Raw genomic sequence first — 24,479 nt, 5'->3', positions numbered from 1 at the left:
GTAGCGGCAGTGCGCCGCAGCCGCCTTCGGCTGCGCCAAACGCCGAGCCTTCGAAGAATCCAAGCCTGGTCGAGCGGCTGGAAGCGCGGGCCGAGGCGCGCGCCGAAGCCAAGGCCGAAGCGGCAGCGGCTGCCAAGGCCGAGGCGGCAACGCCGGATCCTGCGGTGGAGGTCGAGAGCACCGCTCTGCCGGTCTGGAATGCGCCGGAAGTCAGCCTGCAGCCCGAGCAGCTGGCCGATGCGCGCAAGGCGGCCGACAAGGCGCTGGCCGAAGACCGGCTGTACCGCGACGCCGAGGACGCCATTCCGCTGTATCTGGCAATCCTGGCCCGGCAGCCCGGGGACCGCGCCGCGCAGCGCGGCCTGGACAAGGCCCGGCAACGCCTGCGTGCGCAGGCCACGGCCCTGATGGCGCAACCTGAGAACCAGCGGCTGGCGCTGGCGCAGGCTGCCGAGATCGCCGGCGTGGCGGTGGCGCTGGCACCGGAAGGCAAGGCCGAGCAGGAGCTGCAACAACGCATTGCGGTCGCCCGGCGCTTGTTGGCGCTGAACCGTGCCGGTGAGCAGGCGCTGCGCCAGCACCAGTTCGGCGAGGATGGCGGTGGCGCGCAGGCGGCGTTCCGCGAAGTGCTGGCCACCGATCCGCTCAACGGCCGTGCACGGCAGGGCCTGGCTGCGGTTGAGAGTGGCCTGATCCGCCGCGCCGAGCATGCCGCGGCAATGGATTCGGACTTCGAGGCGGCGGCGCGCTGGCTGGACAAGGCCACCACCATCCGTGGCGAGGCGGTGACCTTGAAGGATGCCCGCGCGCGCATCGAAGGCATTCGCACCGCCCAGCTCGATGCCTTGCGTGAAGGCGGTCTGCGTGACCTGGTGTCCTCCAAGGGTTTGAAGGATGCGCGCCTGAAACTGGCACAGGCAGAGCGGATTGCCTTGCCCGATGACCGCACCGTGGCGTTGCTGCGCGAGCGCATCGAACTGGTTACCCACTACGGCAGCTTCCGCCCGGGCCAGGTGTTCAGTGATGCGCTGGCCGATGGCAGCCGCGGGCCGCAGATGGTGGTGGTGCCGTATGGCAGCTTCCAGATGGGGGCCGCTGAAGGCGAGATCGGCAGCAGCGATGCCGAACGTCCGCAGCATCTGGTGCGGTTCGAGCGCGGCTTTGCGATGTCGATCACCGAGGTCACCGTGGCCGAGTTCCGTCGCTTCGTGGAAGCGGCCAAGGCGCGGCCGCGCGCCACTCGTCGTGGCCATTCCATCGTCTACGACGAGCGCAGCGGCAACTTCATCCGCCGCAGCGGCGTGGACTGGCAGTCCGATTACAACGGGGTGAAGGCCGCGCCCAACAGCCCGGTGATGCATGTCAGCGTGCGTGATGCCGAAGCCTATGCGGCCTGGCTGTCCGAGCAGACCGGGCGCTATTACCGGCTGCCCAGTGAGTCCGAGTTCGAATATGCGCTACGTGCTGGCAGCGAGGGGCGCTATCCGTGGGGGCGCTCGATGACGCCGCCGGAAAACGCCGGCAACTTCACCGGCAGCCTGGATGTGTCGCCCAGCGGCCGGCATTGGAACAACGCCTTCATCGGCTATGGCGATGGCTTCTGGGGCACGGCGCCGGTGGCCATGTTCCGCGCCAATGCCTGGGGCCTGCACGACATCAGCGGCAACGTCAGCGAGTGGGTGGCCGATTGCTGGCATGCAAGTTACCGGCGTGCGCCGGGCGATGGCGCAGCCTGGTACAACCCGGGTTGCCGGCAGCGGGTGATCCGTGGCGGCAACTGGGCCAACGCGCCGGAGCAGACCCGCGCGGCCTGGCGGCAGTCACAGGACTCGGACGTGACCTCGGCACGCATCGGCTTCCGCCTGGTGCGCGGAATTTGACGTTGCAGCGGCGTGCGCTGGCGGTACCATCGGCGAGGGCCAGCCCGGCCCAGACGGAATCCAACCATGCGACAAGATCCTTTCGGTAACCAGGGCAATGGCGGTCAACGTCGGCGTGGTGGTGGCCTGTTTGGCAATATCCGCTGGGTGATCCTGCTGGGCTTTGCGGTCTATGGCGGCTGCTATTACTTCGGCAACCGCTCGGTGGACCCGTATACCGGCGAGAAGGTGCTGATCGACAGCTCGCTCAATGCCAGTGAAGAGAAGGCGATGGGCCTGCAGGCTTACCAGGAGATCCTGGCGCAGGAGCGGCCGGTCGACCCCAATTCGCAGATTGCCCGCCAGGTGCGCGAGATCGCCAGCCGCCTGATCGCCAAGGTCGACGTGGTGGAGACCTCCTTGGCGCAGGAACATGGTCTGCAGCCACAGCACTTCGCCAAGGATTTCGAGTGGGACGTGAACGTGCTGCAGTCCGATGAGGCCAATGCGTTCTGCCTGCCCGGCGGCAAGATGGCGGTGTATACCGGTTTGATTCCGGTCGCACAGAACGCCGATGCGCTGGCAGTGGTGATGGGGCACGAAATCGCCCACGCTTTGCTTCGCCACGGTGCCCAGCGCATGGCCCAGCAGAAGCTGACCCAGATCGGGCAGATGGCCGGCGCCGCCAGTGGCATGGATGTGCAGCAGCAACAGATGATGATGTCGGCGATGGGCTACGGCTATCTGCTGCCCTACGCGCGCTCGCACGAAACCCAGGCGGACGAAGTCGGGCTGATGCTGGCTGCCGCAGCCTGTTTCAACCCGGAAGAGGCAGTGCCGCTGTGGCAGCGCATGAGCGAGGCCAGCGGTGGGCAAGCGCCGCCGGAGTTCTCCTCCACCCACCCCAATCCAGGTACCCGCATCCAGAACCTGCAGGCGCTGATGCCGAAGGCGATGGAGTACCGGCAGCGCTATTGCACGGCGGGCGCGGCAGCGCGCTGACCTGCGCGGCAACGGCATGCACATGGACATAACCAACGCCGGCGGATGCTCGCCGGCGTTTTCCGTGGTGGTTCAGAGGTAACTGATGCGACGTGGTACAGGATTTGGATTAGGCGCGCTGCTGATCGTGGTGCTGGCCGCTTGTGCCTGGACGGCACAAGCCAAGCACCTGTCTGCTGGCCGCTATGGCCGCGTGCAGGTGGTTCAGCCGCCTGCCGAGGCGCGCGGGCTGGTGATCTATTTTGCGGACCCAGCGGTACCGCAGGCAGAGCGTAAGCAGCTGGCCGCGCAGTTGGCGCAGGCCGGTGCTTGGGTGGCGGTGGTGGACGCTGCGCGCTACCGGCAGCAACTGCAGAACGGCAATGGCAGCTGCCGGGCGATGGCCGATGACGCTGCCTTGCTTGCGCAGAAACTGCTCAAACGTGCACACGCCGAGCAGTTCTTCCTGCCGGTATTGCTCGGGCAGGGGAGTAGCGCGGGTCTGGTTCGCGACAGTGCTGCAGGCGCTGCGCCGGGCGAGTTTGCTGCAGCGCTGGTAACGGGTATTGATGTGCCCGCTGCTGCCAGCCTCTGCAGTGGAGGCTCGACGGCCGTGCAGGTCGTGGATGTCGCGGATTCGGCATTGCCCGCTACCGTGCAGGCGGCCTTGAGTGCGACGCCTGTGCAAGGCGTGGCCACGCTGCCGTTGGTCGAGATGCCGGTTGCGGGCAGCAAGCGGCTGGTGGTGCTGATGTCGGGTGATGGCGGCTGGCGCGATCTGGACAAGGGCATGGCGCATGCGCTCAACCAGCGGGGTATTTCAGTCGTTGGCTGGAACAGCCTGCGTTACTTCTGGAAGCAGCGGACCGCGGCGCAGGTGGCGGGCGACCTGGATGGCGTATTGCACAGCTATCGGCAGCGATGGCAGGCAGATGACGTGGCCTTGGTCGGTTACTCGTTTGGTGCGGACGTGCTGCCATTCGCCTATCCACTGCTCAGCGAAGAGCAGCGCCGCCCGGTGCGACTGGTGTCGCTGTTGGGGCTGGCACATGGTGCGGACTTCGAAGTGCGGGTGGGCGGTTGGCTGGGTTGGTTCCGGGCGCAGGAAGTCCCGGTGCAACCTGCGTTGGCAGGGCTGCAGACAGTCGCGCATCAATGCATCTACGGCGTCGACGAGAAAGACAGCCTGTGCCGTGACCTGCAGGGCGATGCACACATGCAGGTGGTTGCGCGTCCCGGTGGGCATCACTTCGATCGTGATCCGGCCATGTTGGCGCAGATCATCGTGGAACGCTGGGATGCGGCGCAGGCTCAGCCCTGAGTGGCGTCGCCTGTCGTGGCGCGGTTGATCCGTTCGACCCGCACTTCCAGTTCGCCTTCGGCCAAACGTGCGCGCAGCGGTTCGCCGGGCTGGACCTGATCGGCTGATCGCACCAGCGCGCCATCCTCCGCGCGGGTAAGGATCGAATAGCCGCGTGCCACCGTCGCCAGTGGGCTGACCGCTTCCAGTGAGCGGGCCAGGCCTTGCAGGCGCAGGGTGTCGCGCTGCAGTTGCCGTCCCATCGCCACGTTTGCACGCGGGGCCAGCGCTGCCAGCTTCGCCGCCAAGGCATCCAGGCGGCGTTGCGGTTGGGTGCTGCGCAGCACCGCTGCCGCATGTGCCAGGCGCGCGCTGCGGCGTTCCAGCTGCTGCCGCCATTGCGACTGCAGTCGCGTGAAGGCAGTTTGCTGGCGGTGTTCCAGCAGGGTCAGGCGTGCCTGCGGGCTATGTGCCTGTAGTCGCAGTGCGGCGCGATCCGCGCGCTGCATGGCCTGGCTCATCGCGTGTACCTGCAGCTGATTGAGTCGTTGCGCGAGGCGCCGCACACGCAGGGCCAGGTCGCGCTGGTCCGGCACCAGCAGTTCTGCCGCGACCGAAGGCGTCGGCGCGCGCAGGTCGGCGGCAAAGTCGGTCAGGCTGAAGTCGGTTTCGTGGCCTACCGCGGAGACTACCGGTGTGTTGCTGGCAGCAACCGCGCGCGTCAGCTGTTCGTCGTTGAAGGCCCACAGGTCTTCCAGTGAGCCGCCGCCACGGGTCAGCAGGATCACGTCGTAACGGCCGCTGGCGTCAGCCTGGCGCAGCAGCGAGGTGATCTGCGGGGCAGCGGTGGCACCTTGTACCAGCGACGGCAGCAGCTCGACTTCCAGCATCGGGAAGCGGCGCTCCAGCACGCTCAGTACGTCGCGTACCGCTGCGCCGCTGGGCGAGGTGATCACTGCCAGACGCCGCACATGCGCCGGCATCGGTCGCTTGCGTGCTGGGTCAAACAGCCCTTCGGCCTCGAGCCTGGCCTTGAGTTCGTCGTAGGCGCGGCGCAATGCGCCTTCGCCGGCTTCTTCCATGTGATCGAGGATCAGCTGGTAGTCGCCGCGTGCTTCGTACAGGGTGAGGCGGCCGCGTACCAGTACGCGCATGCCTTCGCGCGGGAGGAACTTCAACCACTGGCTCTTGGGCTTGAACATCGCCGCCCGCACCTGCGCGCGCGCGTCCTTCAAGGTGAAGTACAGGTGCCCCGAGGCGGGCCGGCTGACACTGCCCAGCTCACCTTCCACCCACACCATCGGGAACGTGCTCTCAAGGAGATCGCGCGCCAAGGTGTTGAGCTGGTTGGGAGTGAGGATGTCGTTGTTGGAAGTCATGATTGAACTGCAGTGCCGGTAGGGCGCCCGTCTGCGCCAAGGGCATGGACGGGCTGTCGGCCGCTATCTTACGGGAGCGCCCGGTTTAGTCGAAGAAATCGAAGAGGGAGATGTCCAGGTCTGGGAATTCCAGCCAGGACAGGTCGAAATCAAACCAGCTCGCGCTACTGTCGGTGGCCATCGAGCGCAGCATCTCTGCCTTCATTGCGGCGTAGTCGCAGGCTTCACCACTGGCTGCATGCAACTGGTCAAAGTCGGAATGGGTGTTGAACAGGGCATGTGACCAGCATGCGAGATCGAGGTCGATCTTGTTGCGCCGGTTGGCGTCGCGCACCTGTTGCACCGAGTAGAAGTTGCGCTTGCCGTAGTGGCGAAGCAGGTCGTCTCCGACCAGCTGGGCTTGGCGGCGCTTGTCCTCAGGCGCGATGGCGCAGGGGGCGGCTAACAGTTCGTTGCTCATTCACATTCCTTGTGGCGACTACGGGGAGTGATGGTGTTGGAATCGCAAGGGCAGTGGTGCTAAGGCTTCTGCGCCGCGTCAGTGTGCCGCTGCAGGGCCCACTGCACATGCTCACGAACCACTTCGGAAGCGTGCGTCTGGCGACTTTGCAATGCGTTCTGTGCGGCAGCCGAGGGCGCTGCGTTGCCCAGCGCCACGGCGATATTGCGCAGCCAGCGCTCATGGCCGCTGCGGCGGATCGGGCTGCCTTCGGTACGGCGCAGGAATTCGTCTTCTTCCCAGGCGAACAGCTCGGGAAGGGTGGCGGTGTCCAGATTGTTGCGGGCGCGAAAGTCCGGCTCGTCGGTGCGCTGGGCGAATTTGTTCCACGGGCATACGAGCTGGCAGTCATCACAGCCATAGATGCGGTTGCCCATCAGCGGACGCATGTCCAGCGGAATCGCGCCTTCGTGCTCGATGGTCAAATAGGAGATGCAGCGGCGTGCGTCCAACCGATGCGGGGCAATGATGGCGGCGGTGGGGCAGACATCGATGCAGCGCGTGCAGCTGCCGCAGTGCGCGGTGGCCGGCACATCCACCGGCAATGGCAGGTCGACGTAGATTTCACCGATGAAGAACCATGAGCCACCATTCCGGTCGATAAGGCAGGTGTGCTTGCCGATCCAGCCCAGTCCGGCGTTGCGTGCCAGGGCGCGCTCCAGCACCGGCGCCGAGTCGACGAAGACCCGGTAGCCGAACTGACCGACTTCGCTGGCGATGCGCTCGGCAAGTTTCTGCAGACGATTGCGCATAAGCTTGTGGTAATCGCGGCCAAGCGCATAGCGCGCCACATAGGCACGTTCGCTGTCATTCAAGGTTGCCCAGGCCTCGGCATCCTCCTTGGGGCCGTAATCCATGCCGACCGAAATCACCCGCAGCGTGCCTGGCAGCAGTTCATTCGGGCGCGCGCGGAGGGTGCCGTGGCGGGCCATCCAGTCCATCGTTCCGTACAGACCCTTGCCCAGCCAATCGGCAAGGTGTGCCTCATCCTCGCCCAGCTCGATGCCGCTGACCCCACAGCGCTGGAAGCCTGCCTCACGGGCAAGCTGGCGGATGCGCAGCGACAACTGCGCCGGATTTGCGGCGGTAACGGCTTCAGACATGGTGCAAGTATAGAATTGCCTGCATGTCAGAGCCCGTCGAACTTTTCGATATCGCCGCTGCCCGCCAGATTGATGGGCAAGCAAGCGCTGCCGTGGGTGGCGACGCGTATGTCCTGATGCAGCGTGCCGGCCAGGCCGCCTGGCAGACTGCGCTGCAATATTGGCCGCAGGCGCGGCGCATCGTGGTGGTCTGCGGGCCGGGCAACAACGGCGGCGATGGCTATGTGTTGGCCCGTCACGCCCGCCAGTCCGGACGCAACGTCAGCGTGCTGCATCTGCCGGCTGCGTCTCCGCGCACGGCCCTGGCGCAACGCGCCTGCACCGATTACCTGGCCGTGGGTGGCCACGTCGAGATCGCCATGGAATGCCTGCAGCAGGCCGACCTGATCGTCGATGCGCTGTACGGCATTGGCTTCAACCGCGCGCCAGATGCCGATGACGCGGCCCTGATCGGCGCGATCAATGCTGCGCCGGCGCCGGTATTTGCACTGGATGTGCCCAGCGGCGTCGATGCGCTCAGCGGTAACGTGGCGGGCGCGGCGGTGCGTGCGGCACGCGTGCTGCAGTTCATCGTGCCGCATCAAGGCTTGCACACTGGTGCAGCGCTGGAACATGCGGGACAGCGCCTGCTTGCCGATCTGGAGGTGCCTGCCGCAGCGTTTGAGGGCGTCAGTGCAAGCGCGCTGCGTTGGGCCCGGCCGCAGTTGTTGCAGTTTCTGCCGCCGCGCCGGCTCAATACCCATAAAGGTGAATCCGGCCACGTGCTATGCGTGGGCGGTAACCATGGCAGTGGCGGTGCGGTGATGCTGAGTGCCGAAGCGGCGCTGCGCAGCGGTGCCGGGCTGTGCAGCGTGGCAACTCGCGCCTTGCACGTAGCGCCATTGCTCGCGCGCTGCCCAGAAGCGATGGCGCATGCCGTAGACAGTTCGGAAGACTTCGCGCCACTGCTTGCGCGCGCCAGCGTCATTGCATTGGGGCCGGGCCTGGGCCAGGACGATTGGGCACATGCGCTGTGGTCGGCAGTGCTGGCCAGCGGCAAGCCACTGGTGCTCGATGCCGACGGCTTGAACCTGCTGTCCGTTGATCCCCGGCCTGTCCCGCAGGCGATCCTTACGCCGCATCCGGGCGAGGCTGCGCGCCTGCTCGGCACCGATACCGCCAGCATCCAGCGTGACCGTTTCGGCGCCGCGCATGCCTTGGCGGCGCGTTATGCAGCCGTGGTGGTGCTGAAAGGCGCCGGTAGCGTGATTGCCGCCCCCGGACAGCTGCCGCGGGTCATTGCCGCCGGCAATCCGGGCATGGCGGTTGGCGGCATGGGCGACCTGCTGACCGGCGCTATTGCCGCGTTGCTGGCACAGGGGCTGTCGCTGTTTGATGCCGCCAGTACCGGTGCCTTGCTGCACAGCCTGGCCGGCGATGCGGCGGCCGCCGAAGGTGAGCGCGGGCTGTTGCCGCGCGATCTATTGCCGCACCTGCGTACCCTTGCCAATCCATAATGTGTCCCATGATCGAATTGTCATTGCCCCAAGCCGAGAGCACCGACCTGCTGGGTCAGGCCTTGGCACAGACCCGGCCCGCGCAGGCGGTGGTTCATCTGCAAGGTGACCTGGGCGCCGGGAAGTCCACCCTGGCCCGCGCCCTGTTGCGCGCGCTGGGCGTGCAGGGGCCCATCCGCAGCCCCACCTACACCTTGATCGAGCGCTACCCGCTGGATACCGGCGAAGCCTGGCATCTGGATCTGTACCGGATCGGCAATGCCGGCGAGCTGGACTTCCTCGGCCTGGATGACGCCAGTGCCGACCTCTGGCTGATCGAATGGCCCGAGCGCGGGGCTGGCGGCCTGCCGCCGTTGGACCTGGTGGTGGCGCTGGAAATCGACGGCCACGGCCGCCGGGCAAGCCTGCAGGCACATAGCCCGACGGGTGAGGACTGGTTGCAGCGGCTGCGCAAAACGGGTCACTTGCAGGGGCTTCCTGCCCTGTAACAACAGGAAGTTACGGCAGGTTGCGGATTATTAAGGGAAAAAATGTTGCAATTACCGAAATCCGGTGATTGAATCCGCCCATGACTACGGGAAACCGCCTGTTTGCATTGTCTGTCGCCGTCGCCGGCCTCTGCCTGGCCAGCGCTTCCGCGTGGGCCGGTGAGATCCGTGGCCTCGGTTTGAGCGCAGGCGCTACCGGTACCCGCGCCGAGATCCAGTTGGCCGGTGGTGGCAGCTACAAGACCATCAGTCTCGCTGGCCCGAACCGCTTGGTCATCGATTTCCCCGACTCCACCGGCGTGCGCGGCCTCAAGTTGCCTGCGGCTGTTGGTGTGGTCACTGCCGTACGCACCGGTAATCCGGTCCCCGGCACCTTCCGCATCGTGTTCGACCTGGCCGAATCCGTGGCTGCGTTCAAGCCGCAGATGCAGGGGCAGGGTGCCGAATCCAAACTGCTGATCGAGTGGCCGGGTGAAACCCCGCCGCGTGCAACTGCTGCTGCCGCGCCCGTCGCGACTGCTCCAGCTGCAAGCGTGCCGCCGGTTGCCGCAGCTGTGGTGAATCCCGAGCAGGCACGCGCCGAGGCTGCCCGTGCAACGGCTGCATTGACCGCAGCCGTGCGCCAGCAGGCGACCACGCCGCCGGCGCCGGTCCAAGCGGCCCCGGTCGCCACAACGACTGTCGCTGCCAACACCGCCAATCCGCCGATAGTTGCATCGACGTCTTCACCGGCAGCCATCCTCAATGGGCAGGGCACGCCGGTGCGCACCACCATTGCTACCGGCGTACCGACTCCGATCGTGGCAAATCCAGCGACTGCAGCACCTGCTGCCGCTGCGCCGGTTGCTGCAGCGCAAGCGCCTTCGCCGCGTCCGGTCATGCCAAGTGACGCGTCACGAATTCGCATGGCGCCGGGCATGCGCAATCTGGTTGTGGCGATCGATCCGGGCCATGGCGGCCAGGATCCGGGTGCCGTCGGGCCTACCGGCAAGCGCGAGAAAGACGTAACGCTTGCAGTTGCACGCGAGTTGGCCCGTCAGGTCAATGCAACCCCGGGCCTGCGCGCCTTCCTGACCCGCGACACCGACGTGTTCATTCCGCTGCCGATGCGTGCCCAGCGTGCGCGTGCAGCCAAGGCCGACATCTTCATCTCGATCCACGCCGATGCGGCCGAGAACCGCTCAGCGACGGGTTCTTCGGTGTATGTGTTGTCAACCAAGGGCGCGTCCTCGCAGCGTGCGCGTTGGCTGGCGGACAAGGAAAACTCGGCCGATCTGATCGGCGGTGTCAGTCTCAACCGCACCGAGGGCACCTTGGCTAACGTGCTGTTGGATCTGGCCCAGAGCGGCAATATGAAGGCATCCGAAGATGCGGCCGGGCATGTGCTTGGTGGCCTCAAGCGTATCGGCAACAACCACAAGCCGAACCTTGAGCGGGCCAACTTCGCGGTACTGCGCACCTCCGACATGCCGGCGATGCTGGTCGAAACCGCGTTCATCTCCAATCCGGATGAAGAGCGCCGCCTGATCGATCCGGCCTATCAGCGTCGTATTGCCGGCGCCGTGTTGGATGGCGTGCATACGTTCTTCAGCCGCCAGCCGCCGCCGGGCACCTTGTTTGCCGCCCGCGCCCAGGCCGAGATGGATGCTGCAGCTGGCACCGTTGCTGGTGGTAGCAAGTAAGGCAGCACAGGCTTGAAGTCCCTCTCCCTGCGGGAGAGGGATTGGGGTGAGGGCAGGGCGAAGTAGGATCGGTGAGCTACCAGTCCTTGTCCGGCTTTTCTGCTCAAATCTCCCATCGGCAGCAGGCTTACCCTCATCCGCCCCTGCGGGGCACCTTCTCCCGGAGGGAGAAGGGATTAGCGTCTTGGTCGCGGTGTTCGGCCCATGCTCGGCTATCATCGTCGGCATGCATGAAGTCAGTCTGATCCCCCGCCAATCCTCGCTCCTGCGCCCTGCCACGGCCCCGAAATCCTCCGGCGGTGTCGCATGAATGCGATCCGTCCGCTGCCGGAAATCCTGATCAACCAGATCGCCGCCGGCGAAGTGGTTGAACGCCCCGCCTCGGTGGTCAAGGAACTGGTCGAGAACGCGCTCGATGCCGGCGCCACGCGCGTGGACATCGACCTGGAAGAGGGCGGTGTACGCCTGATCCGAATCCGTGACAACGGCGGCGGTATCGCGGCCGAGCAGTTGCCGCTGGCGGTGTCGCGCCACGCCACCAGCAAGATCGCCAGCCTGGATGATCTGGAGTCGGTGGCTACATTGGGCTTCCGTGGTGAAGCCTTGCCGTCGATTGCCTCGGTCAGCCGCTTCACCCTGGCCTCGCGCCGTGCCGATGACGAGCACGGCTCGGCACTGCAGATCGAAGGCGGCAAGCTCGGTGAAGTGGCACCGCGTGCGCATGCACCAGGCACCACCGTTGAAGTGCGTGAGCTGTTCTACAACGTGCCTGCGCGGCGCAAGTTCCTGCGCGCCGAGCGTACCGAGCTCGGTCATATCGAAGAATGGCTGCGTTCGCTGGCACTGGCGCGCCCGGACGTGGAGTTGCGTGTCTCGCACAACGGCAAGCCTTCGCGTCGCTACAAGCCCGGTGACCTGTATTCGGATGCGCGTCTGGGTGAAACCCTGGGCGAGGACTTCGCACGCCAGGCGCTGCGCGTGGATCACAGTGCGGCCGGTCTGCGCCTGCATGGCTGGATTGCCCAGCCACAGTATTCGCGCGCCAGCGCGGACCAGCAGTACCTCTACGTCAACGGTCGCTCGGTGCGTGATCGCAGCGTCAGCCATGCGGTGAAGATGGCCTACGGCGATGTGCTGTACCACGGCCGTCAGCCGGCCTACGTGTTGTTCCTGGAGCTCGACCCGACCCGTGTCGATGTCAACGTGCATCCGGCCAAGCACGAAGTCCGGTTCCGCGATTCGCGGTTGATCCATGATTTCGTCTACCGCACCTTGAAGGATGCGCTGGCCGAAACCCGCGCCGGCATGGAGCCCGCCGCAGGGCAGGCGCATCCTGCCGACCCACAGGCACAGCCAGCGCCCAGCTACAGCGCAGGCGGTTACATGCTGTCGCGCCCGGGCGGCAGCGCAGGTGGCGGCGGTAGTGGAAACTGGCAGGCACGGCAATCGCCGTTGGGCCTGCAGGTAGCCGATGCGCCCTCGGCCTACGCGGCGCTGTACTCGCCGGTGGGCGATGATGCTGGCGGATCGCCGCAGTCGGACGCAGGTCCATCGTTGCCGCCGACCTCGAACGAGGCTGGGGTGCCGCCGCTGGGCTACGCCGTTGCCCAGTTGCACGGCATCTACATCCTGGCCGAGAACGCTGAAGGCCTGATCATCGTCGACATGCATGCCGCGCATGAGCGCATCGGTTACGAACGCCTGAAAAACGCACACGACGGCATCGGCCTGCATGCGCAGCCGTTGCTGGTGCCGATGACCCTGGCAGTGGGCGAGCGCGACGCCGATACCGCCGAGCGCGAGGCTGCAACGCTGGCGGCGCTGGGTTTCGAGGTCACCCGTTCCGGCCCAGGCTCGCTGCATGTGCGCAGCATTCCTGCGCTGCTGGCCAACGCCGAGCCCGAAGGCCTGCTGCGCGATGTGCTCGGCGATCTGCGCGAGCACGGGCAAAGCCGACGCATCGCCACGGCGCGCGACGAGCTGCTGTCGACCATGGCCTGTCACGGCGCAGTGCGTGCCAATCGGCGCCTGACCATTCCTGAAATGAATGCTTTGCTGCGCGACATGGAAATCACCGAGCGCTCCGGGCAATGCAACCATGGCCGTCCAACCTGGGCGCGCTTTTCCTTGGCTGAAATTGATCGCTGGTTCCTGCGGGGGCGTTGATGAAATACGTATTGGGGAGCGCGGCATTGATTGCCGCGATGCTGCTCGGTGGTTGCGGCGATGACGCAAAGAACGCTGCGCCGAAGGTGCAGGTCGATCCGGCCTTCGCCCACGACAACGAGTTGTGGCGCGAGCAGCGGTTGACCGAATTGCTGGCCCCCGACGGCTGGACCAGCCTGGTTGGTCTGCATTGGCTGGATCTTAAAGCGCATTACATCGGCAGCGGCAGCACCAGCGGCATCCGCCTGGCAGCCGGGCCGCCGCGCATGGGCCTGGTCACGCGTGTGGGTGATGCCTGGTTCTTCGCGCCCGAGCCGGGTGTCTCGGTCAAGGTTGATGGGCAGGTGGTGAAGGGACGGATTCCACTGCACAGCGATCATGCGGAGACACCGACCCTGATCCATTTCGACGATGACAAGGGCACCATGAGCCTGATCGAGCGCGGGCCGCGCTTCGGCTTGCGGGTCAAACACGCCGAAGCGCCGGCGCGGGTCAACTTCAGCCATCTGGATTACTGGCCGGCGGATCCGAGCTGGCGCATCACCGCGCGCTTCGTGCCGCATGACGTCAACAAGACAATCCCGATTGTCGATATCACTGGGCTGACCACCGAACTGGCCAATGCCGGTGCGATTGAGTTCGAGCGTGATGGACGTACCTGGCGGCTGGAGGCGCTGGGCGATGTTGGTCGTCCGCTGCAGGTGATCTTTGCCGATCGCACCAGTGGCCGTGGCAGTTACGCGGCTGGGCGTTACATCGATGTGGATGTGCCAGATGCGAAGAGCCAGGTGGTGATTGATTTCAATCGCGCCTACAACCCGCCGTGTGCGTTTACGCCATTTGCGACCTGTCCCTTGCCGCCACCGGAGAATCGTCTGGACATGGAAATCGAGGCTGGCGAAAAGGCCTATGCCAAGCCCAAGCAGGAGCCTGTCGCATGAGCTGGAGCAAGCGCTTAGGCATGTTGTTGGCGACCGCGCTGCTATTGTCCGCGCCGCTTTTCGCTGCCGCCGCTGCGCCCAAACCGGCGGCGGCCAAGCAGCCGCCGGTGCCACTGTTGTGGAAGGTGAGTGGTGCCCAGGGCAGTGAGTTGTATCTGCTGGGCTCGTTCCACCTGCTCAAGCCGGACGACTATCCGCTCTCCAGTGATGTGGACCGTGCATTCGCAGGCGCGCAGCGGTTGTTGTTCGAGCTGTCACCGGAGGAGATGAATTCGCCGGAGCTTGGCGCGCAGATGATGCAGGCGGCGCTGCGCCGTGATGGACGCCAGCTCAAGGATGACCTTGATCCGCTTACCTGGCAGCGGCTTGAAACCTGGGGTGCAGCCAACAACATGCCGGTGGAGCGACTGGGCGGGCTCAAGCCCTGGTTTGTAGGCCTGACCATCAGCGTCGCGCAGATGACCCGGCAAGGCCTGGATCCAAATTCAGGGCTGGATCGGTATCTGATGAACCGTGCCGCGCAGGCCAACAAGCCGGCATCGGGCCTTGAAAGTGCGGCCTCGCAGATCAGCATGCTCGACGGCATGAGCAACGACGAGCAGCGCCAGCTGCTACGCGAGGCCTTGGAGCAGGTGGAGAAAGGTGACGAGCAGAGCCGCCAGCTGCACGATGCATGGCGTCGCGGCGATAACGTGATGCTGTGGCGGGACATGGCTGCGCAGATGAAGCGGGAGTATCCGGGGCTTTACCAGCGGATCAACGTGGAGCGTAACGACGCCTGGGTGCCGAAGTTGCAGCAGTGGCTGCAGCCGGGCCGTGGCAACACCTTGGTGGTGGTTGGCGCGCTGCATCTCCTGGGCAACGATGGCGTGGTCGAGAAGCTGCGCGCGCAGGGCTACAAGGTCGAGCGGATCTGCAGCGCCTGCAAGCGTTGAGTGCCTAGGCTGTTGTAGCTTCTTGTAGGAGCGGCGTAAGCCGCGAAGCCGCTGAGGTCTGATGCTGCGATAGCTTCGCGGCTTACGCCGCTCCCACAAAAAAACAAAGCTCTACAAAGCAAAAGGCCGACGCTTGCGTCGGCCTTTTCGTTGCCCTCAGCGACCGCTGCGGGTCTTGCTGCCGGTGCTGGTCGGCGGTGGCTCGGTCGGCTTGCTGCCGCCTGCCGGCGGACGTGGGCCGCCAAAACCGCCGCCCATGTTGCGCTGGAACTCCTGCCACAGCTCCAGGTTGCGCTCGGTGAGCTGGTTCATCATCGCCCACGGGGTCTGCCCGAGCAGGTTGCCCATCTGCTGGCGGAACTGCTGCTGCTGGTCCAGGAACACCTGCATGCTGCGCTCCAGGTAATTGCCCATGAAGCCCTGCAACGAGTCACCGTAGAACCGGATCAACTGGCTCAACAGCTGGGTGGACAGCATCGGTTCGCCATCCTGCTCCTTGTCCGCGATGATCTGCAGCAGCACCGAACGGGTCAGGTCGTCGCCGCTCTTGGCGTCGCGGACCTCGAAGTCCTCGCCGTCCAGGATCAACTGGCGCACGTCTTCGATGGTGATGTAGCTGGAAATCTCGGTGTCGTAGAGCCGGCGATTCGGATACTTCTTGATGATGCGGGTCGCAGCCATTAAGCAGTCACTCGTCACGGTAGGTGCGCAGCATGGCGCAGTGCAGCAGGGCTTGCAACCGCCATTAGTACAGGTTGCAAGTATTGGAGAACACTAGGTTTGTTGCGCAGCATGAACCGCCATGTCGTGCAACATGGCGCAGGCCCTCACAAGGCCCCTATTACCAGCCCATGTGGTGGCCGCCGTTGATGTCCAGATTGGAGCCGGTTATCCAGCTGGCTTCCTCGGCGACCAGGAAGGCGACCGCATAGGCGATTTCCTCCGGCTTACCCAGGCGCCCGGTGGGGATGTCGGCGATGATCTTGGCCCGCACTTCCTCGGGCACGGCCATGACCATGTCGGTGGCCACGTAGCCCGGTGAGATGGTGTTGACGGTAATGCCGAAGCCTGCGTTTTCGCGTGCCAGGGAGATGGTGAAGCCGTGCATGCCGGCCTTGGCCGCGGCGTAGTTGGCCTGGCCGTACTGGCCCTTGAGACCATTGATCGAGCTGATCTGGATCACCCGGCCCCAGCCGCGCTTGCGCATGCCCTCGATCACCGGGCGGGTCACATTGAACACCGAGTTGAGGTTGGTGTTGATCACCTCATGCCATTGCTCCGGGCTCATCCGGTGGAAGGTGGTGTCGCGGGTGATGCCGGCATTGTTGACCAGGATCTCCACCGGCCCCAACGCGGCCTCCGCTGCCTGGATCAGGCCGCGGCCGCTGTCCGGGTCGGCGACGTCGCCTTCGAACAGGGCAATGTCATAGCCTTTTTCGCGCATGCGCTGCTGCCATTGCTGGGCTTTTTCGGCATTGCGGAAGTTGGTGGCGACCCGGTGCCCTTGATCGGCGAGGCGTTGGCAGATGGCGGTACCAATGCCGCCGGTACCACCGGTGACCAGTGCGACGCGCGATGTCATGGGCTCAACTCCAGGGCAGATGTGCAGGGGAGCCCATGATTCTAATGAAACTGTGCTCAGCCCGGGGGCTGCAGAGGCGCCCGCAGCGAGGTTTTTTGCAGCCGCGCCGGCTCGAAGGCGGTTGCGGCATGCTGCAGCGTCTCGGCAACCCCGACTGCAGCATCCAATGCCGTTGGTTGCTGGCCCAGCGCCGCCCACAGCCAGCGCAACACGGGCACCGGCTGGGCGTTGTCCACCGGGATGGCTGCCTGCGACTTCGAAAGCTTCTGCCCGGCGCCGTCCAGCAGCAGCGGCAGGTGCAGGTAGTTCGGGGTGGGCAGCTTCAGCGCCAGCTGCAGCAGGATCTGCCGGGCGGTCGAGTCAATCAGGTCGGCACCGCGGACCACATGGGTGATGCCTTGTTCGGCATCGTCCACTACCACGGCCAGTTGGTAGGCCCAGTAACCGTCGGCCCGCAGCAGCACCACGTCGCCGACGTCCCGGTCCACGTCCTGTTCCTGCCGGCCTTGCAGGGCGTCGTCGAAGCTGACATGGCTGCCGTCGGCCACGCGCAGGCGGACGGCCGGTTGCGGGCGCTGCTGGCTGGCGACACAGCGGCGGTGGATGCCGCCTTGGCTGGCCAGGTCGGCGCGGCTGCAGTGGCAGGGAAAGGCCTTGCCCTGGTCCAGCAGTTGGTCGATGGCGGCCTGGTAGAGGGCATTGCGCTGGCTCTGGTATTGCACTGGTGCATCAGAGATCAATCCAAACGCAGCCAACGTCGCCAGCTGCGATTCGATCGCACCAGCGACCTCCCGTGGCGGGTCGATATCTTCAATGCGCACCAGCCATTGGCCGCCGGCATGGCGGGCCAACAGCCAGCTGCCGAAGGCGGCCAGCATGGAGCCCAGGTGCAAGGGGCCGGTCGGGGAGGGCGCAAAGCGGCCGCGGTAAGGAATAGCTGGCATCGAAACTGAATCGTCGGTCAGATTAATGCTTGAATTCAAGCTGTTTGCGCCGCAAATTGCCTGTATCTCCCATCCTCACGGATATGTTTCCCATGTTTACCCGTATCGGGCTGTTTCTTCTGACCAACTTGGCTGTGCTCGCATTGGCAAGTGTCGTCATGTCTCTCTTGGGGACAGACCCTTCGAAGATGAGCGGCTTGCTGGTCATGGCGGCCATCTTTGGCTTCGGTGGCTCGATCATCTCGCTGCTGCTGTCCAAGTTCATGGCCAAGCGCGGCACTGGCGCCGTCGTCATCACCGAACCGCGTAACCAGACCGAGCGCTGGCTGCTGGACACCGTGGCCCGCCAGGCCAAGGCAGCCGGCATCGGCATGCCGGAAGTGGCGGTGTACGACGCACCTGAAATCAACGCCTTTGCTACCGGCGCCAATCGCAACAATGCGCTGGTGGCGGTATCCACCGGTCTGCTGCACAACATGAGCGAGGACGAAGCCGAAGCGGTGCTGGGCCATGAAATCGCCCACGTTGCCAATGGCGACATGATCACCATGGCGCTGCTGCAGGGCGTGTTGAACACGTTTGTGATCGTGTTGGCGCGCGTTGTCGGCGGCGTGATCGACAGTGCGCTGTCGGGCAACCGCGAAGGCGGCGGCCGTGGCTTTGCGTACTACATCATCGTGTTCGTGCTGGAGATGGTGTTTGGCCTGTTCGCGACGATGATCGCGATGTGGTTCTCGCGCCGTCGTGAGTTCCGTGCCGATCATGGTGGCGCGTCGCTGGCCGGTCGCCAGAAGATGATCGCGGCACTGGAGCGCTTGAAGCTCAACCACGGCCAGAGCACCTTGCCGACCCAGATTGCCGCGTTTGGCATTGCCGGTTCCACCGCCAAGAAGCTGTTCCTCAGCCATCCGCCGCTGGAAGAGCGCATCGCTGCTCTGCGTTCCTCGACGGTAGCCTGATCCAAACGGTTGATTTGCTGCACGCATTGCGTGCAGTAACTGTCAGGGTTCCAGCAAGGCACGCAATTGATTGAATACAACGCCCCGCAAGGGGCGTTGCCTTTTTTGCTGTCATGCATGCAACTGTGCCTTTGTTGCTGACTGTGCACGCAGCTAACAGTTTTGCGTTTTGCCGTCTGTAGAAACCAGACACTTGTATTCTCGGTCCACGGGTTTGTGTCTACCCTCTAGACACTGCAGACGAATGGGGAGCATGTGGTGCAGGACGCGCAATATTGGGCAATGGAATTCTGGAACGGGCTGAGCGTGCTGGATCTGATCGGCGGCGCGCTGATCGGTACGGTGTTGGGGCTGGCCTTGGGTGTGGCAGTGTGGATCGTGCTGGCGCGCCGCGGTGGTCTTGCCCGGCGACGGCGTTGGCATCACTGGTTGATCGCCAGCTATGTGGTGGTACTGCCGTTGCTGTTTGCCTTCATTGGATTGCAGGTTGGGCTGGTTGCTGGTGGGCAGCGTGCGCTGTACAAGCAGATCGATCATTTCCAGCCGCATCTGCAGGCCGCGACCGAGGTCTGGCGGCTCGAGTTCGAACGCTCGCTGGATACGCCGGAATTGGAGGCGATGCTGCGCGATGATGTTTCCGCGCACGATGCTGCGCGCATGGCGGTGGAGTCCTACCTCGGCGAGCATCGGTTGGCCGACATCAGCATGCTCAGCGGCGAAAGCTTGCCGCAGCGCTTGGCGCGCAGGGGCATCGAACACCTGCGCAGCGAAGTGATGCTGCAGTGGGTGGAGGACAGCCTGGTGAAGGAGGTTGGTGGCCGCAGCGGGCTGGATAAGACCGTGTTCCGCGAGGCGCTGGGCATGCGCATGAGCGAGCTGCTGCATACCAAGGGGGTGATCCGTCTATTGAAGGCGCAGATCAGCTCGATGATGCCGGGCATCTACTTTGGCTTGCTGCTGCCGTTGCTGATCGTGATGGCGCTGGTGCTGCTGGAGATCTGGCTGGCCGCCCGTTATGGCTGGGGCCGGCAGCCGGTGGTCGGTGCTGTGGTTCCTGCGGTGTCTGCTGGCTGAGGCCAGGCTGTTGTAGGAGCGGCGTAAGCCGCGAAGCTGGCGTTGCTGGAGCGCTGGCGGGGGTGTGTCATCTGATGGAGTCTCTGCTTCGCGGCTTACGCCGCTCCTACAGCAGCATCTGCAAGAGATTTGCCCACAAAAAAACCGATGCCAGAACGCAGGCATCGGTTTTTGGATGATTCACTGCCATGGCAGCTGGATCAGAACTTCGGGTCGAACTCGGCGGCGTAGCCGGTGTTGACGATGACCTTCTGCAGGGCTTCGCACACCTTGATGTTGCCAGCCACGACCTGCTGGGTTTCCGGGCCGCGCGAGTCCATGCGGTCCAGCGTGGCGCCGCGGTAATTGCAGACCTTGCCGCCGGCCTCGCGAACCAGTAGCACGCCGGCAGCGATGTCCCATGCCTTCACGCCTGCTTCGAAGTAGGCGTCGGCGCGGCCGCAGGCCACATAGGCTAGGTCCAGCGCGGCAGAGCCGGTACGGCGCACGTCTTCGGCCTGCACCAGCAGGGTGTCGACGGTCTTGAGCTGGGTGCTGGCACGGCTGCGTTCGCGCGGGGCGAAGCCGGTGTGGATCATCGTGCCTTCCAGGTCCTTGCGGTCGGACACACGCAGGCGGCGGTCGTTGAGCACGGCGCCATTGCCCTTGGAGGCAGTGAACAGCTCGTTGCGCAGCGGGTCGAAGATCACCGCGTCGATCGGCTCGCCGTTTTCAACCAGGGCGATCGAGACGCAGTAGTGCGGGAAGCCGCGCAGGTAGTTGCTGGTGCCGTCGAGCGGGTCGATCACCCACATCATGCGGTTGACACCCTGGATACCGCCTTCCTCACCGAAGATGCCGTATTCCGGGTAGGCGCGCTTGAGCTCCTTGACGATCACTTTTTCCGCATCAGCGTCGACTTCGCTGGCGTAATCCATCCGACCCTTCTGTACCACGTTGAGGGCTTCAAGCTTGTTGATGTTGCGGAGCAGGACGTTGCCGGCGAGGCGGGCGGCCTTGACCATGACGGTTACGGCGGGTTTCTGCATGGCGAAAGGCTCCCGTGAAGGCAGAGATCGGATTGGCGGGGGAAAAGAGCGGGTCCGGCGCATTGACCGGCCGCGCAGTTTACCATCTACAGCTGTCTCGCTCCTGATTTTTTAACGCCATGTCTGTTTCTGCTCATATTCGCTTCGTTCTTGTTGGCACCCAGCACCCCGGCAACATCGGCGCAGCGGCCCGTGCGATGAAGACCATGGGCCTGGCGCGGCTGGTGCTGGTGGCCCCGGAAAAACCCTTGGACGAGGATGCTTTCCGCCGTTCGGCCGGTGCCGAGGACGTGCTCGGCGATGCGCCGGTAGTGGCCACCCTTGCCGAAGCCGTGGCCGATTGCCGCCTGGTGCTGGGCTGCACCGCGCGCTCGCGCCGGGTGCAGTTGGAAGAACTGCTGCCGGAACTGGCAGGCCAGCGCGCCGTGGCCAAGGCCGGCGAGCCGGCGGAAGTGGCCTTCGTGTTCGGCCGTGAGCGCACTGGTTTGACCAACGAGGAGCTGCAGCTCTGCCACGCCGCCGTGCACATTCCGTCCGATCCTGAGTTCAGCTCGCTGAATCTGGCTGCCGCGGTACAGGTTCTTGCCTATGAGGTGCGGATGGCCTCGCTGGAGGCGCAGGGCGCCGTGCCAACGCCGGCGCCGGCCGAGCCGGGCCGCGACGAGGCGCCAGCCAGCCACGCCCAGCTGGAAGGGCTGTTCGGCCAGTTGGGTGACACCCTGGACCAGATTGACTTCCACAAGGGCCGCGCGCCGGAGTCGGCCATGCGCAAATTGCGCCGCCTATTCATGAAGGCCGAGCTGTCCGAGCATGAGGTTCGGCTGATGCGTGGCATTCTGTCGGATGCCCAGCGCATGGCAAGGCTGGCCACGGAGTCAAAAAACTGAGATCTTCGTCACCGTTTTGTGAAAGCCGGTAATCTGTGGGGATGGATTAGGGGGTGTCGTTTTGGGTGTCCTGCGATGGCTTTGGGGAGCCGTACTGACGCTGGCTGTAGTGCAGCCTTTGACAGTCGGAGCTGTTGATCGTTCGGTGTTGGTGTTGGGGCGGATCAGTGATGATCCAAAGGCGCATTACGAGCAGCTCAAGCCCCTGCTGGACTATGTGGTGCCGCGCATGCGCGATGTCGGGATCGTCGAAGGACGCATCCTGATGGCAAAGGACGCGCAGCAGATGGGCAGCTATCTGCGGCGCGGCCGGGTTGACTGGGTTACCGAGACCGCCGGTACCGCGATGGCGCTGGGTCAGCGGGCTGGCGCCAAACCGCTGTTGCTGACCGAGCGCAGCGGCGTGGGCAGCTATCACAGCGTGTTCTTCGTGCGCCGTGACAGCCCGGTGACCACGCTGGAAGGGCTGCGTGGGCGCACCTTGGCGCTGCAGAGTGCGCTATCCACCAGTGCCTACCTGGTGCCAGCCATGGAGTTGCTGGACCACAACCTGCGGCCGGAAATCCTGCTGGACCCGCGTGACACCCCCGCCGAGGACTCGGTGGGCTATGTGTTTGCGCGCTCGGAATTGAACATCTCCACCTACGTGCACAAGCGGGTGGTGGATGGCGGGGTGATCAGCAGCCTGGATTGGAGCGATGACCACGCCATGCCGCCGGCATTCCGCCAGGACATGCGTGTGCTGTACCGCAGTGAGCCGATCCCGCGCGCCGTGGAAATGGTCCGCGCCGACCTCGATCCGGCGGTGCGTGACCGTCTGCAGCAGGTGCTGTTGCAGGCCAGCAGCGATCCGCTGGCTGGCCCGGCCTTGGCTAAATTCTTCGGTACCACCGGCTTCCACCCGGTGGACCCGGACAATCTGCGCGCCCTCGAGCGCCTGCGCCGTGGCCTGCAGCGCATCCGTATGGAGGTGGAATGAGTAGTCCCCGGTTTGGCTTGCAGGCCCGTTTCCTGCTGGCCAGTGGCACCGCCTTGCTGGTGGTTCTGGCAATCGTGGCGTTGATGCTGGTGCGCCAGTCGGCCGCGCAACGCGAGGCCTTGCGCAACAGTGGTGAGGTGCTCAGCCAGGTGTTCGACCAGGGCGTGCGCGAGCGTGGCACGGCTTTGGCCAATGCCTTGGCTGACACCTTGGTCAACCCCTTGTACTACTCGGATCTGTCGGCGATCGGCAGCCTGGTGCGCAATACCGCCCGGCAGGAGTCGGTCAGCTACGTGCTGGTGCACGATCCGGAAGGTCGCCTGATCCATGATGGCTCGTTTGACGTGGCCGGTTACGGGCAATTGATGGAGGATCCGCTGGCGGCTGCCGCGGTGGCAGCTGGCAGATCGCAGGTGCAGGAGTTGCCGGCCATACTGGAAGTGGATGTGCCGCTGTCCATCGGCGATCAGCGCCTGGGCGGGCTGCGCATTGGCATGAATCTGGCGCCAGTGCGCGCGCAGGAAGCCGCATCCATGCAGGCGCTGGAGCAGCGCATGCAGGAGGCGCAGCGACGTGAGCTGGGTTGGGCAATCGGCCTGATGCTGCTGTTGATCGCCTTCGCCTGCGTGATGGCCTTCTATGTACAGACCACCCTGGTGCGGCCGATCCGTTGGCTGGGCGCAGCGGCGCGGCGGATCGAACGTGGTGACTACCTGATCGAGACGCAGTCGACCCGGCGCGGCGACGAGGTGGGTGAGCTGCTGCGCACCTTTGATCGCATGAGCCAGAGCATTGCCCGCCACGACCGTGACGTAAGGCAGATGGCCTATACCGATGCCCTGACGGGCCTGACCAACCGCTTGGCCTTCCGTGAGGCGCTGGACCACCGCCTGCAAGGTGCGCAGGTGGCGGAGCGGGGGCTGGCGCTGCTGTTCATCGATATCGACGAGTTCAAACGGGTCAACGACACCCTTGGCCATGAGGCCGGTGACGACGCCCTGCTGCAGTTTGCCCAGCATATTGCTGCCGCGGTTGAGGAGATTGGCGGCGACGATGCCTTGCTGGCCCGTTTTGGCGGCGATGAGTTCGTCATCCTGATCGGGCAGGGGGCGCGCAGTGCTGCTGAGATCGCCAAGCAGCTGGCCGACAGGTTGGTGATCGACCTGGCCAAGCCGCTGCATGTCCAGCAGCGCGAGATCTTCCTGGGCAGCTCGATCGGCATCACCTTGTTCCCGGAAGACGCGACCGATGCCACCGCCTTGTTGAAGAACGGCGACATCGCGATGTACCAGGCCAAGCTGGCCGGCAAGAACTGTTTCCGCTACTACAGCCGGGCCATGGATCATGCCGTGGAGCGACGCCTGCATCTGGAGCAGGAACTGCGCGGTGCCTGGGAGCGCAATGAGTTGCGGCTGGTCTACCAGCCCATTTTCCGCACCCGCGACCGCATGTTGTGCGGTGTGGAAGTGCTGCTGCGCTGGGATCACCCGGCACTGGGCGCGATCCCGCCAACAGTCTTCATCGATGTCGCCGAACAGAGTGGCCTGATCCAGGTGATCGGCCCCAAGGTGCTGCGCGCGGCCTGCGAACAGGCCCAGCAATGGCCGCGCAATTCGATAGGCGAGGAGTTGTTCATCTCGGTCAACGTGTCGCCCAAGCAGCTGCGCAATGGCAACCTGCTGCAGGAGGTCGAGAGCAGCCTGCTGGTCTCCGGCCTTGCTGCGTCACGACTGCACCTTGAGCTGACCGAAACGGCGGTCATCGGCGATGAGATGCTGGCGGTGTCCTTGCTGGAGAAGCTGCACCGGGCCGGCGTGCGGGTGTGGCTGGACGACTTCGGCACCGGCTTCTCCGGGCTCAGCCACCTGCGCCAGGTACCGGTGGATGGGGTGAAGATCGACCGCAGCTTCGTCGCCGACATGGAACGCGACGCCGACGATCTGGCCCTGACAACCGCGATCATCGCCATGGCCCACGCGCTGGGCATAACCGTTGTGGCCGAGGGCGTGGAGCAGGAAGCGCAGTTCGAGCTGCTCAGCCAGCGCGGCTGTGATCTGGTCCAGGGCTACTGGCTTGGCCGCCCCCTGGATGCGCCGGGTCTGGTCAGTCTGCTGGAGCGCGGCGCGATGGCTGCGCTGCGCTGATCCGCGCAGCTTTGAACGGGGCATCCGGCTTGGGCTGCCCCGTTCGAGTCGCT

The 24,479-nt window shown here is 65.0% G+C and carries 21 protein-coding genes; 14 read left to right on the top strand and 7 right to left on the bottom strand.

Going from position 1 to position 24,479, the window contains the following annotated elements; translation table 11 throughout:
• The first annotated feature begins 65 nt into the window (after window positions 1–65).
• The 3 genes from Q5Z11_RS13050 (at window position 66) to Q5Z11_RS13040 (ending at window position 4,161) form a co-directional block, all read left to right on the top strand.
• Window positions 66–1,880: a formylglycine-generating enzyme family protein gene (locus tag Q5Z11_RS13050; RefSeq protein ID WP_405051697.1), complete on the top strand. Its 1,815-nt coding sequence runs from the start codon at window positions 66–68 to the stop codon at window positions 1,878–1,880.
• Between the two features lie 66 nt (window positions 1,881–1,946).
• Window positions 1,947–2,861 (top strand): M48 family metallopeptidase, encoded by a 915-nt coding sequence (locus tag Q5Z11_RS13045; protein ID WP_303746814.1) that lies wholly within the window; start codon window positions 1,947–1,949, stop codon window positions 2,859–2,861.
• Between the two features lie 85 nt (window positions 2,862–2,946).
• The gene (locus Q5Z11_RS13040) at window positions 2,947–4,161 is read left to right on the top strand and encodes an AcvB/VirJ family lysyl-phosphatidylglycerol hydrolase (RefSeq protein ID WP_303746813.1); all 1,215 of its coding nucleotides are present in this window, start codon (window positions 2,947–2,949) and stop codon (window positions 4,159–4,161) included.
• On the opposite strand, the gene xseA is transcribed toward Q5Z11_RS13040, so the two are convergent.
• From xseA to queG, 3 genes are all read right to left on the bottom strand, one after another.
• Window positions 4,152–5,519: an exodeoxyribonuclease VII large subunit gene (gene xseA / locus Q5Z11_RS13035; protein ID WP_405051598.1), complete on the bottom strand. Its 1,368-nt coding sequence runs from the start codon at window positions 5,517–5,519 to the stop codon at window positions 4,152–4,154. The two genes, Q5Z11_RS13040 and xseA, sit on opposite strands and share 10 nt — an antisense overlap.
• Before the next feature lie 85 nt (window positions 5,520–5,604).
• Window positions 5,605–5,979, bottom strand: coding sequence for a DUF6559 family protein (locus Q5Z11_RS13030; protein ID WP_303746812.1), 375 nt, complete (start codon window positions 5,977–5,979; stop codon window positions 5,605–5,607).
• 59 nt (window positions 5,980–6,038) lie between these two features.
• Window positions 6,039–7,121 carry a tRNA epoxyqueuosine(34) reductase QueG gene (gene queG, locus Q5Z11_RS13025; RefSeq protein ID WP_303746811.1) on the bottom strand — a complete coding sequence of 361 codons (1,083 nt, stop codon included), beginning with the start codon at window positions 7,119–7,121 and terminating at the stop codon, window positions 6,039–6,041.
• Window positions 7,122–7,144: 23 nt separating this feature from the next.
• On the opposite strand from queG, the gene Q5Z11_RS13020 reads away from it, so the two are divergent.
• From Q5Z11_RS13020 to Q5Z11_RS12995, 6 genes are all read left to right on the top strand, one after another.
• On the top strand, window positions 7,145–8,617 hold the full coding sequence (locus tag Q5Z11_RS13020; RefSeq protein ID WP_303746810.1) for an NAD(P)H-hydrate dehydratase: 1,473 nt from the start codon (window positions 7,145–7,147) through the stop codon (window positions 8,615–8,617).
• 8 nt (window positions 8,618–8,625) lie between these two features.
• Window positions 8,626–9,105 carry a tRNA (adenosine(37)-N6)-threonylcarbamoyltransferase complex ATPase subunit type 1 TsaE gene (tsaE, locus tag Q5Z11_RS13015; protein WP_303746809.1) on the top strand — a complete coding sequence of 160 codons (480 nt, stop codon included), beginning with the start codon at window positions 8,626–8,628 and terminating at the stop codon, window positions 9,103–9,105.
• An 80-nt stretch (window positions 9,106–9,185) separates the two neighbouring features.
• Complete coding sequence (locus Q5Z11_RS13010) at window positions 9,186–10,787, top strand: N-acetylmuramoyl-L-alanine amidase (protein ID WP_303746808.1); 1,602 nt, start codon at window positions 9,186–9,188, stop codon at window positions 10,785–10,787.
• Window positions 10,788–11,093: 306 nt separating this feature from the next.
• Window positions 11,094–12,953 carry a DNA mismatch repair endonuclease MutL gene (mutL, locus tag Q5Z11_RS13005; RefSeq protein ID WP_303746807.1) on the top strand — a complete coding sequence of 620 codons (1,860 nt, stop codon included), beginning with the start codon at window positions 11,094–11,096 and terminating at the stop codon, window positions 12,951–12,953.
• Window positions 12,953–13,894: a DUF1684 domain-containing protein gene (locus Q5Z11_RS13000; protein WP_303746806.1), complete on the top strand. Its 942-nt coding sequence runs from the start codon at window positions 12,953–12,955 to the stop codon at window positions 13,892–13,894. The genes mutL and Q5Z11_RS13000 overlap by 1 nt, the downstream gene beginning before the upstream one ends.
• On the top strand, window positions 13,891–14,829 hold the full coding sequence (locus Q5Z11_RS12995) for a TraB/GumN family protein (protein WP_303746805.1): 939 nt from the start codon (window positions 13,891–13,893) through the stop codon (window positions 14,827–14,829). The genes Q5Z11_RS13000 and Q5Z11_RS12995 overlap by 4 nt, the downstream gene beginning before the upstream one ends.
• A 156-nt stretch (window positions 14,830–14,985) precedes the next feature.
• On the opposite strand, the gene phaR is transcribed toward Q5Z11_RS12995, so the two are convergent.
• The 3 genes from phaR to gluQRS all read right to left on the bottom strand — a co-directional run bounded on the left by phaR (window position 14,986) and on the right by gluQRS (window position 17,355).
• Window positions 14,986–15,510 (bottom strand): polyhydroxyalkanoate synthesis repressor PhaR, encoded by a 525-nt coding sequence (phaR, locus tag Q5Z11_RS12990; protein WP_303746804.1) that lies wholly within the window; start codon window positions 15,508–15,510, stop codon window positions 14,986–14,988.
• A 160-nt stretch (window positions 15,511–15,670) separates the two neighbouring features.
• Window positions 15,671–16,411 (bottom strand): beta-ketoacyl-ACP reductase, encoded by a 741-nt coding sequence (gene phbB, locus Q5Z11_RS12985; protein ID WP_303746803.1) that lies wholly within the window; start codon window positions 16,409–16,411, stop codon window positions 15,671–15,673.
• 56 nt (window positions 16,412–16,467) lie between these two features.
• Entirely contained in the window at window positions 16,468–17,355 is an 888-nt protein-coding gene (gluQRS, locus tag Q5Z11_RS12980) for a tRNA glutamyl-Q(34) synthetase GluQRS (protein WP_303746802.1), read from the bottom strand.
• Window positions 17,356–17,447: 92 nt separating this feature from the next.
• On the opposite strand from gluQRS, the gene htpX reads away from it, so the two are divergent.
• Window positions 17,448–18,314 carry a protease HtpX gene (gene htpX, locus Q5Z11_RS12975; RefSeq protein WP_303746801.1) on the top strand — a complete coding sequence of 289 codons (867 nt, stop codon included), beginning with the start codon at window positions 17,448–17,450 and terminating at the stop codon, window positions 18,312–18,314.
• 282 nt (window positions 18,315–18,596) lie between these two features.
• Complete coding sequence (locus Q5Z11_RS12970; protein WP_303746800.1) at window positions 18,597–19,388, top strand: hypothetical protein; 792 nt, start codon at window positions 18,597–18,599, stop codon at window positions 19,386–19,388.
• 200 nt (window positions 19,389–19,588) lie between these two features.
• Here Q5Z11_RS12970 and Q5Z11_RS12965 read toward each other — a convergent pair whose 3' ends face one another.
• Window positions 19,589–20,416 (bottom strand): inositol monophosphatase family protein, encoded by an 828-nt coding sequence (locus Q5Z11_RS12965; RefSeq protein WP_303746799.1) that lies wholly within the window; start codon window positions 20,414–20,416, stop codon window positions 19,589–19,591.
• Window positions 20,417–20,535: 119 nt separating this feature from the next.
• Between Q5Z11_RS12965 and Q5Z11_RS12960 the strand changes: the two genes are divergently transcribed.
• The 3 genes from Q5Z11_RS12960 to Q5Z11_RS12950 all read left to right on the top strand — a co-directional run bounded on the left by Q5Z11_RS12960 (window position 20,536) and on the right by Q5Z11_RS12950 (window position 24,426).
• The gene (locus Q5Z11_RS12960; protein ID WP_303746798.1) at window positions 20,536–21,303 is read left to right on the top strand and encodes an RNA methyltransferase; all 768 of its coding nucleotides are present in this window, start codon (window positions 20,536–20,538) and stop codon (window positions 21,301–21,303) included.
• Between the two features lie 61 nt (window positions 21,304–21,364).
• Window positions 21,365–22,282: a phosphate/phosphite/phosphonate ABC transporter substrate-binding protein gene (locus tag Q5Z11_RS12955; RefSeq protein ID WP_405051597.1), complete on the top strand. Its 918-nt coding sequence runs from the start codon at window positions 21,365–21,367 to the stop codon at window positions 22,280–22,282.
• On the top strand, window positions 22,279–24,426 hold the full coding sequence (locus Q5Z11_RS12950) for a putative bifunctional diguanylate cyclase/phosphodiesterase (RefSeq protein ID WP_303746797.1): 2,148 nt from the start codon (window positions 22,279–22,281) through the stop codon (window positions 24,424–24,426). The genes Q5Z11_RS12955 and Q5Z11_RS12950 overlap by 4 nt, the downstream gene beginning before the upstream one ends.
• The last annotated feature ends 53 nt before the right edge of the window (window positions 24,427–24,479 follow it).

The organism is Stenotrophomonas sp. 610A2 (genome assembly GCF_030549615.1).
Classification (GTDB): domain Bacteria; phylum Pseudomonadota; class Gammaproteobacteria; order Xanthomonadales; family Xanthomonadaceae; genus Stenotrophomonas; species Stenotrophomonas pigmentata.
The sequence above is the reverse complement of the archived record's forward strand: the minus strand, read 5'-3'. Positions and strand labels throughout refer to the sequence as shown.

What these genes read in the sequence shown, in the direction of transcription:
- Q5Z11_RS13045 (WP_303746814.1), top strand. Translation starts at nt 1,947, where the DNA reads ATGCGACAAGATCCTTTCGGTAACCAGGGCAATGGCGGTCAACGTCGG.
- Q5Z11_RS12965 (WP_303746799.1), bottom strand. Translation starts at nt 20,416, where the DNA reads ATGCAGAAACCCGCCGTAACCGTCATGGTCAAGGCCGCCCGCCTCGCC.
- queG (WP_303746811.1), bottom strand. Translation starts at nt 7,121, where the DNA reads ATGTCTGAAGCCGTTACCGCCGCAAATCCGGCGCAGTTGTCGCTGCGC.
- Q5Z11_RS12950 (WP_303746797.1), top strand. Translation starts at nt 22,279, where the DNA reads ATGAGTAGTCCCCGGTTTGGCTTGCAGGCCCGTTTCCTGCTGGCCAGT.
- Q5Z11_RS13040 (WP_303746813.1), top strand. Translation starts at nt 2,947, where the DNA reads ATGCGACGTGGTACAGGATTTGGATTAGGCGCGCTGCTGATCGTGGTG.
- Q5Z11_RS13000 (WP_303746806.1), top strand. Translation starts at nt 12,953, where the DNA reads ATGAAATACGTATTGGGGAGCGCGGCATTGATTGCCGCGATGCTGCTC.
- mutL (WP_303746807.1), top strand. Translation starts at nt 11,094, where the DNA reads ATGAATGCGATCCGTCCGCTGCCGGAAATCCTGATCAACCAGATCGCC.
- Q5Z11_RS12995 (WP_303746805.1), top strand. Translation starts at nt 13,891, where the DNA reads ATGAGCTGGAGCAAGCGCTTAGGCATGTTGTTGGCGACCGCGCTGCTA.
- Q5Z11_RS12970 (WP_303746800.1), top strand. Translation starts at nt 18,597, where the DNA reads ATGGAATTCTGGAACGGGCTGAGCGTGCTGGATCTGATCGGCGGCGCG.
- Q5Z11_RS13010 (WP_303746808.1), top strand. Translation starts at nt 9,186, where the DNA reads ATGACTACGGGAAACCGCCTGTTTGCATTGTCTGTCGCCGTCGCCGGC.
- phaR (WP_303746804.1), bottom strand. Translation starts at nt 15,510, where the DNA reads ATGGCTGCGACCCGCATCATCAAGAAGTATCCGAATCGCCGGCTCTAC.
- phbB (WP_303746803.1), bottom strand. Translation starts at nt 16,411, where the DNA reads ATGACATCGCGCGTCGCACTGGTCACCGGTGGTACCGGCGGCATTGGT.
- Q5Z11_RS13020 (WP_303746810.1), top strand. Translation starts at nt 7,145, where the DNA reads ATGTCAGAGCCCGTCGAACTTTTCGATATCGCCGCTGCCCGCCAGATT.
- gluQRS (WP_303746802.1), bottom strand. Translation starts at nt 17,355, where the DNA reads ATGCCAGCTATTCCTTACCGCGGCCGCTTTGCGCCCTCCCCGACCGGC.
- Q5Z11_RS12960 (WP_303746798.1), top strand. Translation starts at nt 20,536, where the DNA reads ATGTCTGTTTCTGCTCATATTCGCTTCGTTCTTGTTGGCACCCAGCAC.
- Q5Z11_RS13030 (WP_303746812.1), bottom strand. Translation starts at nt 5,979, where the DNA reads ATGAGCAACGAACTGTTAGCCGCCCCCTGCGCCATCGCGCCTGAGGAC.
- htpX (WP_303746801.1), top strand. Translation starts at nt 17,448, where the DNA reads ATGTTTACCCGTATCGGGCTGTTTCTTCTGACCAACTTGGCTGTGCTC.
- tsaE (WP_303746809.1), top strand. Translation starts at nt 8,626, where the DNA reads ATGATCGAATTGTCATTGCCCCAAGCCGAGAGCACCGACCTGCTGGGT.
- xseA (WP_405051598.1), bottom strand. Translation starts at nt 5,519, where the DNA reads ATGACTTCCAACAACGACATCCTCACTCCCAACCAGCTCAACACCTTG.